Consider the following 12,956-nt stretch of genomic DNA (forward strand, 5'->3'; position numbering starts at 1 on the left):
GCCATTGGCTGATGACGTTGACTTGAAAGAGTTGGCCAGGAGGACTGAAGGTTACACTGGTGCAGACATAGCAGCAGTCTGCCGAGAAGCAGCACTAAATGCCATGAGAAGGGCCCTTGAGCAAGGAATAATCAAGGAAGGCATGAAAGCTGACGAAATAAGGAAAGTGGCTAAGGTAACAATGAAGGACTTTGAAGAGGCATTAAAGAAGATTGGACCTTCAGTAAGTAAAGAAACCATGGAATACTACCTCAAAGTCCAAGAGAAGTTCAAGCAGGCCAGAGGCTGATTTCCTTTACCTTTTTCTTCAACATTAATTTGGACGCTGACCGAAAAGTATTTAACTGTATCTCAACATTTCGTTGATGACAAACTCAGGAGGTGGCAAGAGATGGCTGAGGAGCACGTTGTTTACATTGGAAAGAAGCCTGTTATGAACTATGTCCTAGCCGTAATAACCCAGTTCAACGAGGGAGCAAAGGAGGTCTCAATAAAGGCCCGTGGTAGGGCTATTAGCAGAGCTGTTGATGTAGCAGAAATCGTCAGAAACAGGTTCCTCAAGGACACCGTTGACATTAAGGAGATTAAGATCGGTACTGAGGAGCTTCCAACTGCAGACGGTAGAACAACAAACACTTCAACTATTGAGATCGTTCTAGAGAGAAAGGTCTGATTTCATTTCCTTTCCTTTTCACTTTCAACCTTTTCTACTAGCTCATCTAATAGTTCTTTAAATTTAAATGCATCAACCCATTTAATTCCCATCTTCTCTGCCCAAGTGAGAATTCCAACGTCAGCTGATACAATAATCCCGTCGATCTCCTTTGCTAGCAGTATAAGCTCAAAATCTTCAGTGCTGTCAACAATTCCCTCTCTTAGAGCTTTTCTGTAATTTCTTCTCAGCTTTTGTATTATTTTGTCAACGTTGTTGGTGTCTATTACGCTCTCTCTAACAGCCTTCTCTGCTACTCTAAGTCCCTTGTCAACTCTCCTTCTTATATCCTCTATTAGCTCATAGACTACGAATGCGGGGATTTTTATATCGTGAACATTTGGAGGTTTTTTTATTATGTAAAGTTCCATCTCGGGGGGAATATCTTCCAAGAAGTTTTTGACTTCCTTGTAGATCCCAGGGGGCATGTAAAATTCAACTTTTCCAAAGAGCTTCTCAGCGTATTTGAGGAAGGTTTTCATGGCCTCAGTTGGGGTATTCCCAAACTTCTTCCTTACGTCTGGATTAACGAAAATGCTGGTATCTAGGATGAAGCGAATCATACCCCTCACCTGGAATTTTATATGTGGCCCACCCGTAACACCCGCCCTCATCGTAGCATGTATGCATTCTCAGGCGGGCTAACCCAGGTGGGCCTGTGCCCGGCCAGGGTTACCCCCGGTCACGGCACTCCGTGACGCGGAAGGCACCTCCCGAGGGGACCTCGCTGAGGCCGGGCTGTTGCCCCCGCGTCGCACCTGGCCTCATTAAGATCAGCCAAGCCCTCGCTTGCGGGGGCGTTAATTATTTTACATTAAGACGTTTATAATGTTGACTTCAAAAAAAGAGATTATGAGGGGAAGTTTGACGTTTCTTCGTTGCTCTTCATTATCTTTTGCCTATATTCTTCATACTTCTTTCTAGCTTCTTCCGCTTTCTCTTTCTCCCCTAAATATTCATAAGCCTCAGCAACATGTTTCCACCACATTGGATCCTCTTCGGCTTCCTTTAGGCAGTACTCTAGGAACTTTTGATAAGCTTCTCTTGCTAATTCTTCCATCCCCAACTTTCTCGCTATGTTGCCCACATCTTCCCAAAATACTCCCTCTTCTTGAGCTTCTCCTTTGTAATATTCTAATGCTTTCATCCATGCTTCTCGGGCTTTTTCCTGATTTCCAAGTTCTTCGTACAACTTAGCTACATCCTCCCAGAACCATGGTTCCTCTTGAGCATATCTTTCCAAAGCTTTTGCAGCTCTCTCCATGTTTCCTGCTTTTTTCCAGTATTCATGGGCCTCCTTAAGATAGTAGGTGTCCTTTTCTTTCTCATAGAGCTGCTCATAGAGTTCGGCGGCCTTTGCATACTCCCCAGCCTTTTCATATGCCCAGGCAGCACTTTCCAGCCATCCTAGCTTTAGGTACATTTCCGCTGCCTTTAGATAGTTTCCAGCTTTTTCATACTTTCTTGCTGCCTGCTTATATTTCCCCATCCTTTCTAGCTTTTCTGCACTCCTGAACCTATCGGTAATGCTTAGGTCGGGTTCGCTTATGTACCATATCCCGAAAGCTAAGACGGCTATGAAGAATAATATAATCCCTCCAATTACTTTGAGTTTCTGCCAAGTTATTGAAAGATAAGTAGCATATCCTGAAATAATTGTGAATGGCAGGAGGAGGAGAGCATATTTCCAGCTCTCTGCATATATTGTTAGGGCCAAGAAAAACGCTAGCATTAATGTTAGTCCCAGGAATCCCAGGCTTAAAATTATTCTAATTAGCATCCAAAAGCCCCACTTCCACACTATAAATCCTGCTATACCTATAATTAGAGCGAGAAATCCAGCTACGTACAACTTTAGCTTGTCCATCCTTCCACCTCCAATAGGAACTTTTTATATTCGGGTTTTGGAGTATACAAGTAGGGATTTTTCCTGCCTATTACTCGATGACAGGGGACTATTATTGGATAGGGATTTCTCTTTACAGCTGCTCCAACTGCTCTTGATGAAGTGTTTAGTATCTTTGCAAGCTCTCCATAGGTTATTACCTCTCCTCTTTTAACGTTTTCCACTAAATAGATATACAGCTTTCTTTCAAATTTTGTTAAATAGGAGACTTCAATGAACTCTGCTGCTTCTTCGTTACTTATTTTTCCTATAAGGGTTTTAAAGACAACATCCGAAAATCCGCTATTTCCCTCCTTTATCTCAAGTTTTTTGTTTAACCTTTTTTCAAGAAAGTTAATTAGCGTTGGTATTCTATGCCTTATAACTTCCGGCTCATCTATAGAAAATATAATTCCAAAAATCTTGTCCTCACTTAATGTCCCTATGTAAACTGCTTTATTTTTTACTTGGAATTTCCTAACTTCCAATATCATTATTACCACCAGCAAAATGTTCCCATCCACGCATTGGCACTTTTTCTCCTGTTGTTGTATACACTCCTTCTCCTTTTTCGACTCTTCCAATTATAGAAAATTCAAAGCTTAGGATGTCCAAATACTCCTGGGATATCGTGAACACAAGTTCAAACTCCTCTCCACTGGCAAGAGCAACTTCTACTGGGTTTTTAACGATCTCTTTAACCTTTTCATGTACTGGAAGCGAATTTGGGTCTATAACTATTTTTACTTTACTCGCTTTTGATATCTCCCAGAGTTCCTTCGATAGTCCATCGCTTATGTCAATTGCTGAGCTTGCGTAGTTTGCTAATTCTAACCCTTCCCTTACCCTTGCAATAGGATTTTTCATTTTTTCAGCTATCTCCCTGGGAATTTTTTCTCCTTTCAACCATAGTAGAAGGGCAGTTAGAGGCCTACCAAGATCTCCAGTAACACAAACCACCTCTCCAGGTTTTGCACCACTTCTCAAGAGAATTCTTTCTGCTTCTCCAATGGCTCCTCCGTCTATAACAAGCTCATTGCTCTCGTTTGTGTCTCCACTTAGAACCTCCACATTGTACCTTTTAGTCCCTCTTTTAATTCCTTTGGCAATTTCTCTTAGTGTTTTTTCGTTAATATCTCTTGGAAGTCCCAGAGAAAAGAAGAATCCTATCGGCTTTCCTCCCATGGCTGCTATGTCACTTACGTTCATTGTAACAACTTTTGCTCCAGCTTCTTCGGGGGTCATGAAGTCGGGAACATCTGTTCTCCACACTAACATGTCATTTGTTAGTAATAGCCATCTGTCCCCAAGTTTTATAAATCCTGCATCGTCTCCAAGCACTTTTGACTTCAATTCTTCTTGAAACAACTTGATGATTTCGGTCTCTTTCATCTTTCCTCACCATAACAAGTTAAAGGTTTATATTTATCGTCAAGTTTTAATTTAATGGTGATGCCAATGAATGAGGCAACGTTAGAGGCTTATGCTACATACTTTAAGATAATTGTCGTGCTAGTAGCGATTGGGTACTTTGCTTACATATTCATTAACAGGGAGAAGTTTAGGGTTGCAAGAATTGTGGCGATCTCAGCCCTATCTGCAGCTGCAGTAACGGTAACCACAATGCTTGTTAGAATTCCGATTCCCGCGTCTCAGGGTTACTTGAACTTTGGAGATATAATGATAATGCTAGTTGCAGTTCTCTTTGGACCTTTAGTTGGAGGATTTGCTGGAGGAGTTGGTTCGGCTTTGGCAGATGTAATTGGTTATCCATCCTGGGCCCTCTTTACGCTGGTAATAAAAGGAACTGAAGGTGTAATAGTGGGCTGGTTCTCTAAAGGAACCACAAATTATGGAAGAATTCTTCTGGGAACCGTTCTTGGAGGCATAGTCATGGTTCTCGGTTATGTATCTGTAGCATACGTTCTATACGGCCCAGGTGGCGCCGTAGCTGAATTCTACAATGACATAGTTCAGGCAGTGTCTGGAATTATAATTGGTGGAGGACTGGGATATATTCTGAAAAAGAGAATAGGTCCTATTCTTGAGTAGGTATCTCTTCAATTATCTTTTCCCATTCTTTTTCTTGGAGAAGAGGATCAATTGATATTCTTTTGGCTGCTTTCTTAATTTGGCCGAGATACTTAGAATCTGCTATAATTGCATCACTTCCTAGTTCCTCAATTTCATAAACTTTCAGTCTGACATCTTCGGGTAGATATCTTATAAAGATAGGGCCAGCTAAGATTATATCTGGCTCAAATCCGTCATCTTCTAATTCCTTTATTGCAGCTTCAATAATTTCCTTGACTTGGGACATTATGTTGTTGTTCTCCATGTCTCACACGCATACTAACATAGCATTCAAAGCTTAAAAAATTTGTTGGGAAAAAGTTATTTAAGTATGCCGAGACTCTTGTTTGTCTTCTTTATGCTTTCCCACTTCTCGGCAATTTCAAACATTGCCCTTATTGCATCTATATTTTCGGGAATTACATCACTCTCTTGATGAACTGCCTGTATGTAGAAGAGTCTATTGCCCTTTACATTTATGCTTTCTTTCCACACTGCAATCTCATAAAGATTGTTCCATTCTCTGTGCAAATCCCTAGCGAATTCTATTAGCTGAGCAGTGCTCTCGAATCCCTTCTCCTTTTCAAAAAGGAGTACTCTCGTTGTGTTCTCGAAAATGTCAATAACATCTTCCCTGGTTAAGGGTTTCTTAAGCTCTACCATTATTGAGTGAACATGCATAATTGTTGTTGGGACTACAAATGCAGAAGTTTCTATGTTTATTGGGATTACAGTTTGCACATCTGGTCCATGGTGGGAAGGAATTGTTACGCTCGGTTTTATAGCGTTTATTGGTCCTCTCTTAATGTCGTTTGGATCGGCAGCTCTCCTAATCATTACGGCATATACGTAATCAACGTAATCTTTTATTGCATTGAGAGTTCTCACTAACCCTGTAGTGTTACAAGAGACAACCCTCACGTAATCTTTTCCAAGGGCAGCTTCATAGTTTGCTTGAGCTACAAAAGAAACTTGAGCAACTTCAGCTTTTTCTCCCCCTTGGAAAATAGCCTTAACTCCCGCCTTCTCATAGAGTTGCTTATTTTTCTCTCCCATTCCTCCGGGAGTTGCATCTACAATTATGTCTACCTTTTCCAACAAGTCATTGAGTGTTCCTTCAACCTCAAATCCAGCTTTTTCAAATCTTGGAAGGAATTCCTCACTTGCGGCGTATACTGGGATTCCAAGTTCTTTTGCTCTGTAAGCTTCAAAATCAGGCTTAGTTTTTGTAACTCCTATGAGCTCCATGTCATCTTGCTTAGTTACGGCGTAGGCTACCCTCTTTCCAATTGTCCCATATCCATTAATTCCGACCTTTATTTTCACTTTACCTCACCAGATTTAGATTATAAAATGAAATTTTAAGGGTTGTTTTCACTCAAAGTGACTATTTACTGGCATTGTCTGATTAGGAAGAGTACCCACAACTTCAAATTCGATTCTAATGTTTGTGAGAATATAGAGGAATACCAATACTGCAAGCCCAATGATAAGCTTAGAGAACCAAGATGGATAAGGTTCTGGAAATTCTGCATTTGACTTCATAATAGTCCCCTCATCTACAACAATGGCATCGGAGGGCATCTTTGAAAGAACTAGGAAGACTATCAGATCACCAACTATTCCAGTGGTATTGAAAATGTACAATATGGCCCAGAAGGGAGAATATGTAACCCAGGAAAAGAAGAACGCCACAATGGATATAATAATTGGAGCTATAGTGATGTATCTTATTTTTTTAACTGGAAGAGGAGTGTTAATGCCAACATAAACGGCTAAAATGATCCCATATTTAGTTAATACTCCTAAGCTGGTCTTGGCTCCGCTAAGTTTTGCTGTGAGGGCATGAAGGCCTTCGTGGAGGATTACAACAAGTATTAGGGGAAGAACAAGATAATGTAGGAGATCCCTAGAAGAACTCATTGATAAAGAAACCCAGTGCACTGTAAGAGAGGAGCCTATGAGCAGTAAAAAGGACAATGCTGTGAGATCCTTCGAGTATCGAAATAGATCAAATTCATACAAGAACATAGAATCTTTCATGTTTGCATGAGTGAATGGTCACCTATAAATGTTTTTTGCTTGGGAATAATCTTTAAAAAACAACATAATAAAATTAGGCTGGGGTGAGAGAATGAGGATAAAGGGAGTCGTTCTAAGTTACAGAAGGAGTAAGGAGAACCAACACAACAATGTAATGATAATTAAGCCTCTAGACGTCAACAGTAGGGAAGAAGCTTCAAAACTCATAGGGAGACTTGTTCTCTGGAAGAGTCCAAGTGGAAAGATTTTGAAGGGCAAAATAGTTAGAGTTCATGGGACAAAGGGGGCAGTAAGGGCCAGGTTTGAAAAAGGACTTCCAGGACAGGCCTTAGGAGATTATGTGGAAATAGTCTAATGGGATGTCTATGGAATTATTTGAAGTTCATGAGGGGAAAGCTAAAGTTTTAGTTCCCAAAGCAAAAACTATTTATGATTCTCCTGTTTTTTATAATCCTCGAATGGCTCCAAATAGGGATGTAGTTGTTTTGCTATTGAATGTTCTAAAACCTAAGATTGTTTTGGATGCACTTTCTGCAACTGGAATTCGGGGAATTAGGTTTGCCTTAGAGACTCCTGCAGAAGAGATTTGGATGAATGACATTAATGAATTAGCTTATGAACTCATGAAAAAGAACGTCCTATTAAACTTTAAGGGAACATTAAAAGAGAACGCTAAAAGGGCAATTTTTGAAGGTGAAAAGACAATAGTAATCAATAATGATGATGCAAATAGGCTTATGGCAGAAAAGCATAGGTACTTTCATTTCATAGATCTCGACCCTTTTGGGTCTCCAATGGAATTTTTAGATACCGCTCTTAGGAGCGTCAAAAGAAAGGGGATATTGGGAGTTACCGCTACCGACGGTGCTCCTCTTTGTGGAGCTCATCCAAAGGCATGCTTGAGGAAGTACCTAGCAGTTCCCTTGAGGGGAGAACTGTGTCATGAGGTTGGAACAAGGATTTTAGTTGGAGTGATAGCTCGGTATGCTGCAAAGTATGACCTGGGAATGGAAGTGCTCCTTGCATATTACAAGGATCATTACTTTAGAGCATTTGTAAAACTTAAAGATGGGGCAAAGAAAGGAGATGAGACTCTAGAAAATCTTGGATATGTTTACTTTGATGAAAAGACTGGAAGGTTTGAAGTGGAAAAATCTTTCCTTTCGACTCGCCCAAACGCCTATGGTCCTCTTTGGCTTGGCCCTCTAAAGAATGAAAAAGTTGTGGGTGAAATGTTGGAGCTCCTGGTGTCTGGATTTGAAGTTGCAAATTATAGAGAAGTGTTGAAGTTACTCCACATGCTTCATGAAGAGCTAGACATCCCTCTATTCTATGATACCCACGCCCTGGGAAAAAGGCTCAAGATAGAACCAAAGAAACTTGGAGAAATAATAAAAGAGCTAAAAAGCATGGGGTATGAGGCGACGAGAACACACTTTTCTCCAACTGGAATAAAGACTAACGCTCCTTACGAGGTTTTTGTTGAAGTAATGAGGAAAAATTAGCGTTTTCTTGTCCATTCAAATGCAAAAGTTGCTATAAAACCTAGGAGGAATGAAAATAATACTGGGAACTTTTCATACAGCATGAATGAAAGTGCAAATCCTCCTGCAAGTCCGGCGGTAATTAGTGATTCAATTCTTTTCTTTCTATAACTCAAGTATCCTGAAATCAACACTAGAAGTATAGTTAGCCAGAAAAGCAAATCCTTACTCATTTGGTATCCACCTCTCCACTAAGGGCTTTCCCCAATACACCCTACAAATTTCATAGTGCAGATCAAGATCTTTTAGGACTTCTTTTACTTTTTTTTTTTCTTCTTCATCTCTAAGAAGTGCAAATATGCTTTTTCCGAGCATTATCATTGATGAAGGGAGGAATATGACCTTGTCTATCTCCCTTGCAATTTCCAATAAGTCATTGCTTAACAGTCCAGTTGCTTCCGCAAATCTTCGAGCTTCATTCATTAAAACTTCTGGTGTAGGATTTTGAAGTAATCTCTGAAGACTTATTCTGCCCTCTTTTTCTATCGTTCTTATAACATCATCATCGAGGACTTCTTTTGTTCTTAGCTCTCCGATTGGTATTGCAAGAACTTTATATTCATGGTTAATTATGTTGTCAACAATAGCCTTTCCTGGGCCTCCTTCTTTTATTCTAATTTCAATTCCTCCGGTGAGTTGAGCTACTACATCTCCTAATCCACCCTTATGGACAACCTCAGCTTCATGAGCTATTTTTGCTAGGCTAAGCACTGTTCCTCCAAACTTATATCCCAGCACTAAGGCTGAACCAAGGGCTCCCCCCGCACTATTGCCAAATCCATATCCAGTTGGGAAATCAAAATACTGCCAGATTTCTATTTCTCCGACAAAGTCTTCTGGCACTATTTTATTAGCCACATGCATGGTTATAGGTGCTTCTTCTTTTTTTACGGGTTCACCATTAAACGCAACATGAATATGTCTTTCAAGCCCTTCTTCAATGTTTAGAAATACGTTTGTTCCTTTCTCAAGATTTATCCCCGCTCCTAAGGAGCCTGAATCTTGAGGGTTATCTCTAATTATTGGAACAAAAAAAGCTGTTATATGAGCCGGAACAAAGGCTCTAATTAGCATTTACTCACCTCCAATTAAATTTTCCAATAGGTTTGCCCTTTCAACGGCCTCTTTCAGATGTTTAGCTGTCACCCTAGTGTAAATTTGAGTTGTAGACAAACTCGCATGGCCTAGGAGCTCTTGAATTATCCTTATGTCTATTCCCCTCTCAAGCATGTGAGTGGCGAAGCTATGTCTTAGTTGATGAGGTGTGACTTTTATTCCTGCTTTTCTCCCATATTCTTTTAATATTCTCCACACAGTTTTTGGAGAGAGCTTCTCCTTATTCTTTCTCCTACTCTCTACAAACAAATATGGGCTGTCATCAGTTCTCCTTCTCAGATAATTTTTTATCTCGGTTAGGAGGGGTTGTGGAATTGGGATTGTTCTGTCTTTTCCACCTTTTCCCCCTCTCACAGTTAAAAATCCTTTTTCGAAGTTAATATCCTCTATTTTAAGATTGCAGAGCTCGGAAACTCTTAGGCCTGTTCCATAGAGAAGAAGAACTATGAGTCTATCTCTAATTTTATCCTTTGGAATAACTTCAATTAACTTTTTTACTTCCTCTTCAGTCAGGCTTTTTGGTAATGTTTTAGGGATTTTTGGATTCCTTAACCTCTCAGCTTCTTCGTTGAGTCCTTCAAACTTAAAATAGGCCTTTAAGGCTTGTACAACTAGATTAATGCTCCTAATTGAATACCCCTTGGCTCTTAACTTTGCTAGAAATCTTAGGGCATCTCTTGCTGTCGGAGAATAGCCTTCTTCCAAAAATTTAGAGAGGAAGTATGTGTACATTCTAATCGTGTTCTTGCTCTTTCCTTCTAGCTCAAGATACGTTGCAAATTCCTCTAGTACCTCACTCCTCAATGTTTTCTCCCTCATTCTCAATGACCTCTACTTCTTCTTCAAGCTTCTCTTCTTCCCCTTCAATTGCCTCAATGTTCTCTTCCTCCCTTTCAATTGATTGTGTGAGCTGTAGGCTTAGATAGACTGTTTTGAAAAGTTGTTCGAGTATGTGGTCGTCCTCAGCATACACATGACCTTGTCCCACAATTATTTTTCCTGCAAATCCAAGTGTCTCTATTGCCCTGCTAAATATGTCAATTGATGGCATCTTTATTCCTGGGAACATTTCTTTCCACTTCTCTTCTAGCTTGTAAACTTTGGCTCTTTTTTTGAGGAGCTCCCTTAATTCAAGATTTTCTTCTTTTACCCTGGCATATTCTTCCTCTATCTCTTCAAGCTTTGCTTTAAGTTCTTCGATTTTTTGTAATAGGTCTTCTTTTTCTTTTTCAATTTCTTCATATTTACCTTTTAAGTCGAGATAGTCTCTTCTGAGCTCCATATATTCTGGAATTCTCTGGAGTGTTTTTAGACCTGCCCTAACTAATGCGTTCCTTAACTCCTTTCTGACAAGTTCAACATCTACATGCTCCAAGTCATGTCCTAGGGGGAGTTTCATCCGCTCTATATGCCCTACCATCTCACTAAGCTCTGTGAATAGTCTTTCTGCAAGTTCTCTGCCCACTCTATCTGCGTCGGTTGCTATTATCAACAAATCGGCCCCTGCGGCTGCACTTTTTGCTATCTCTACGTTTGTTGTCGGAATTATGGAGGAAATGGTTATGTTATATTCACTTCCCAGGGCTAAACCTTGTAAAGCTTTACTAACAACTTCAACGTCACTTGCTCCTTCAACAAGAATCCTAACATCAACTATCGTCATTCCCCTCACCTCGGTTTTTCCCTCTTTAACTTGATTTTCTTGACGGACTATTAAGCATTGTGGGTCTAAATAACTGGGAGTAATAAGGATTGAATATTTTATATGCCGAAAATTATATAAACATTTGACAAAGTTGGATAAGCGAGGTGACGCTCATGGCGAGGAACATAGTTGTTGAGGAGATAGTTAGAACTCCAGTGGAGATGCAGCAGGTTGAACTTGTAGAGAGAAAGGGGATTGGTCATCCAGACAGCATAGCTGATGGAATCGCTGAAGCGGTTAGCAGAGCTCTATGTAGGGAGTATATTAGGAGGTATGGAGTAATTCTTCATCACAACACCGATCAAGTTGAGGTTGTCGGCGGTAGGGCGTATCCCAGGTTTGGTGGTGGAGAGGTTGTAAAGCCAATCTACATTTTACTTTCAGGTAGAGCAGTTGAGCTAGTTGATCAAGAACTCTTTCCAGTTCATGAAGTTGCCATTAAGGCTGCAAAGAACTATCTCAAGAATGCAATTAGACACTTAGACGTTGAAAACCATGTTATCATTGATTCAAGAATTGGGCAGGGTAGCGTTGATCTTGTAAGTGTATTTAACAAGGCAAGGGAAAACCCAATTCCATTGGCAAATGATACTTCATTTGGAGTTGGATACGCCCCATTGAGCGAGACAGAGAGATTAGTTCTTGAAACTGAGAAGTTGCTTAACAGCGAGAAGTTCAAGAAAGAATACCCAGCCGTTGGAGAGGACATTAAGGTAATGGGTCTAAGAAGAGGAAACGAGATCGATTTGACTATAGCAGCTGCCATTGTTGATAGTGAAGTGGCAACTCCCAAAGAATACCTGGAAGTAAAGGACAAGATAAAAGAGGCCGTAGAAGAATTAGCTAAAGAGATAACCTCGAGAAAAGTTAACATATACGTCAACACAGCTGACGATCCCGAGAGAGGGATATACTACATAACAGTTACTGGAACTAGTGCCGAGGCAGGAGATGACGGTTCGGTTGGAAGAGGAAACAGAGTTAATGGTCTTATAACCCCAAATAGGCACATGAGCATGGAAGCTGCTGCGGGTAAGAACCCCGTCAGCCACGTTGGAAAGATCTACAACATTCTCGCAATGCTAATTGCAGAGGACATAGCTAAGACACTTCCAGTGGAGGAAGTTTATGTGAGAATATTAAGTCAGATCGGAAAGCCAATTGACCAGCCATTAGTAGCTAGCATACAGGTAATTCCAAAGCCTGGACATAGCGTGAAGGAATTCGAAAAGGATGCGTATTCAATAGCTGACGAGTGGTTGGCAAATATAACAAAAGTTCAGAAGATGATTCTCGAGGACAAGATCTCTGTGTTCTAGCTAATTTCCTTAAATTCCTTTTTTAGCAGAGCAAGTTCATTAGGTTTGAAAGCTTTATCTTCTATGATCAAAACTAAGGAAGAGTTATTGAGCATCAAGTGATCTTTTGCAGAGATTAGGAATTTAAAGGTACTTTCAAAACCATTTTCTAGGGCTAAGTATTCTACCGAATCTATGATAAACGTAACTCCTGGGTGTTTCTTGCTTAGGGATATCATCGTATGGAGAAGTTTGGGGAGATTTGTTGGGGAGATAGCATTCTCTCCCTCAACCTTAGATATCCATATGTAGGGTATTCCAATATTTTTGTAAATTTCTGGATTTCTTGTTATAGCTACAGCCTTTGAATAATCTATGCTGAAGCTTTTGCTTGCACTAACTATATATCCACCAGGCTTTAGGTTTGGAGAATTTTTCCCATCTTTAATTTGAACTTTTATTTCTATTTTGCTTCTCTGATAAAGATACTGTCAGGATAACTGGGGCATCACCTCTTGAAGCCACTCAGTCACATCACCAGGCGGACAACCAAACCGAGAATGAAACCTAACAAAATTAT

17 protein-coding genes and 2 pseudogenes are annotated in these 12,956 nt (G+C 40.2%); 6 read left to right on the forward strand and 13 right to left on the reverse strand.

The genetic code is table 11. The annotated features are described in order from the left end of the window. Positions 1-289, forward strand: a pseudogene (locus PWP39_RS07875) (CDC48 family AAA ATPase); the annotation flags it as partial. A 102-nt stretch (positions 290-391) separates the two neighbouring features. Next, the gene (gene albA / locus PWP39_RS07880; RefSeq protein WP_011013020.1) at positions 392-673 is read left to right on the forward strand and encodes a DNA-binding protein Alba; all 282 of its coding nucleotides are present in this window, start codon (positions 392-394) and stop codon (positions 671-673) included. Positions 674-675: 2 nt separating this feature from the next. Here albA and PWP39_RS07885 read toward each other — a convergent pair whose 3' ends face one another. The 4 genes from PWP39_RS07885 to PWP39_RS07900 all read right to left on the reverse strand — a co-directional run bounded on the left by PWP39_RS07885 (position 676) and on the right by PWP39_RS07900 (position 3,989). Beyond that, positions 676-1,275 (reverse strand): RNA ligase partner protein, encoded by a 600-nt coding sequence (locus tag PWP39_RS07885; RefSeq protein WP_011013019.1) that lies wholly within the window; start codon positions 1,273-1,275, stop codon positions 676-678. 287 nt (positions 1,276-1,562) lie between these two features. Further along, a complete protein-coding gene (locus PWP39_RS07890) occupies positions 1,563-2,579 on the reverse strand; it encodes a tetratricopeptide repeat protein (protein ID WP_011013018.1) in 1,017 nt (338 codons plus the stop codon). Continuing rightward, a complete protein-coding gene (locus PWP39_RS07895) occupies positions 2,567-3,091 on the reverse strand; it encodes a protein O6-alkylguanine-DNA alkyltransferase domain-containing protein (RefSeq protein WP_011013017.1) in 525 nt (174 codons plus the stop codon). Before PWP39_RS07895 ends, PWP39_RS07890 begins: the two co-directional genes overlap by 13 nt. Next, positions 3,075-3,989, reverse strand: coding sequence for a thiamine-phosphate kinase (locus tag PWP39_RS07900; protein WP_011013016.1), 915 nt, complete (start codon positions 3,987-3,989; stop codon positions 3,075-3,077). The genes PWP39_RS07895 and PWP39_RS07900 overlap by 17 nt, the downstream gene beginning before the upstream one ends. A gap of 66 nt (positions 3,990-4,055) precedes the next feature. Between PWP39_RS07900 and PWP39_RS07905 the strand changes: the two genes are divergently transcribed. Continuing rightward, positions 4,056-4,649, forward strand: a complete 594-nt coding sequence (locus PWP39_RS07905; protein WP_011013015.1) for an ECF transporter S component — start codon at positions 4,056-4,058, stop codon at positions 4,647-4,649. Here the strand turns inward: PWP39_RS07905 and PWP39_RS07910 are convergent. The 3 genes from PWP39_RS07910 to PWP39_RS07920 are packed head-to-tail and all read right to left on the reverse strand — an operon-like array spanning position 4,636 to position 6,713. Continuing rightward, entirely contained in the window at positions 4,636-4,935 is a 300-nt protein-coding gene (locus PWP39_RS07910) for a family 4B encapsulin nanocompartment shell protein (protein ID WP_011013014.1), read from the reverse strand. The two genes, PWP39_RS07905 and PWP39_RS07910, sit on opposite strands and share 14 nt — an antisense overlap. 56 nt (positions 4,936-4,991) lie before the next feature. Beyond that, entirely contained in the window at positions 4,992-5,996 is a 1,005-nt protein-coding gene (locus PWP39_RS07915; protein ID WP_011013013.1) for a phosphorylating glyceraldehyde-3-phosphate dehydrogenase, read from the reverse strand. 48 nt (positions 5,997-6,044) lie between these two features. After that, complete coding sequence (locus PWP39_RS07920) at positions 6,045-6,713, reverse strand: DUF3267 domain-containing protein (protein ID WP_011013012.1); 669 nt, start codon at positions 6,711-6,713, stop codon at positions 6,045-6,047. A gap of 91 nt (positions 6,714-6,804) precedes the next feature. Between PWP39_RS07920 and PWP39_RS07925 the strand changes: the two genes are divergently transcribed. Together PWP39_RS07925 and PWP39_RS07930 are read left to right on the forward strand one after the other, a co-directional pair. Next, positions 6,805-7,068, forward strand: a complete 264-nt coding sequence (locus tag PWP39_RS07925; RefSeq protein WP_011013011.1) for a 50S ribosomal protein L35ae — start codon at positions 6,805-6,807, stop codon at positions 7,066-7,068. Between the two features lie 10 nt (positions 7,069-7,078). Then, positions 7,079-8,218 (forward strand): tRNA (guanine(10)-N(2))-dimethyltransferase, encoded by a 1,140-nt coding sequence (locus PWP39_RS07930; RefSeq protein WP_014835547.1) that lies wholly within the window; start codon positions 7,079-7,081, stop codon positions 8,216-8,218. Here the strand turns inward: PWP39_RS07930 and PWP39_RS07935 are convergent. From PWP39_RS07935 to PWP39_RS07950, 4 genes are read right to left on the reverse strand one after another with little or no spacing between them, the layout of a single operon-like run. Then, positions 8,215-8,430 (reverse strand): hypothetical protein, encoded by a 216-nt coding sequence (locus PWP39_RS07935; protein WP_288073415.1) that lies wholly within the window; start codon positions 8,428-8,430, stop codon positions 8,215-8,217. The genes PWP39_RS07930 and PWP39_RS07935 overlap by 4 nt on opposite strands. Next, complete coding sequence (locus tag PWP39_RS07940) at positions 8,423-9,331, reverse strand: pantoate kinase (RefSeq protein WP_288073416.1); 909 nt, start codon at positions 9,329-9,331, stop codon at positions 8,423-8,425. The genes PWP39_RS07935 and PWP39_RS07940 overlap by 8 nt, the downstream gene beginning before the upstream one ends. Beyond that, positions 9,332-10,192 carry a site-specific tyrosine recombinase/integron integrase gene (gene xerA / locus PWP39_RS07945; protein ID WP_011013007.1) on the reverse strand — a complete coding sequence of 287 codons (861 nt, stop codon included), beginning with the start codon at positions 10,190-10,192 and terminating at the stop codon, positions 9,332-9,334. Next, complete coding sequence (locus PWP39_RS07950) at positions 10,167-11,036, reverse strand: toprim domain-containing protein (RefSeq protein WP_288073417.1); 870 nt, start codon at positions 11,034-11,036, stop codon at positions 10,167-10,169. Before PWP39_RS07950 ends, xerA begins: the two co-directional genes overlap by 26 nt. 155 nt (positions 11,037-11,191) lie before the next feature. Between PWP39_RS07950 and PWP39_RS07955 the strand changes: the two genes are divergently transcribed. Beyond that, positions 11,192-12,397, forward strand: a complete 1,206-nt coding sequence (locus PWP39_RS07955) for a methionine adenosyltransferase (protein ID WP_011013005.1) — start codon at positions 11,192-11,194, stop codon at positions 12,395-12,397. On the opposite strand, the gene PWP39_RS07960 is transcribed toward PWP39_RS07955, so the two are convergent. Further along, on the reverse strand, positions 12,394-12,843 hold the full coding sequence (locus PWP39_RS07960; RefSeq protein WP_353851443.1) for a DUF835 domain-containing protein: 450 nt from the start codon (positions 12,841-12,843) through the stop codon (positions 12,394-12,396). The genes PWP39_RS07955 and PWP39_RS07960 overlap by 4 nt on opposite strands. A 24-nt stretch (positions 12,844-12,867) precedes the next feature. Continuing rightward, a pseudogene (locus tag PWP39_RS07965) lies at positions 12,868-12,956 on the reverse strand (IS6 family transposase); the annotation flags it as partial.

The organism is Pyrococcus sp. (assembly GCF_030153625.1).
Classification (GTDB): Archaea; Methanobacteriota_B; Thermococci; order Thermococcales; family Thermococcaceae; genus Pyrococcus; species Pyrococcus furiosus.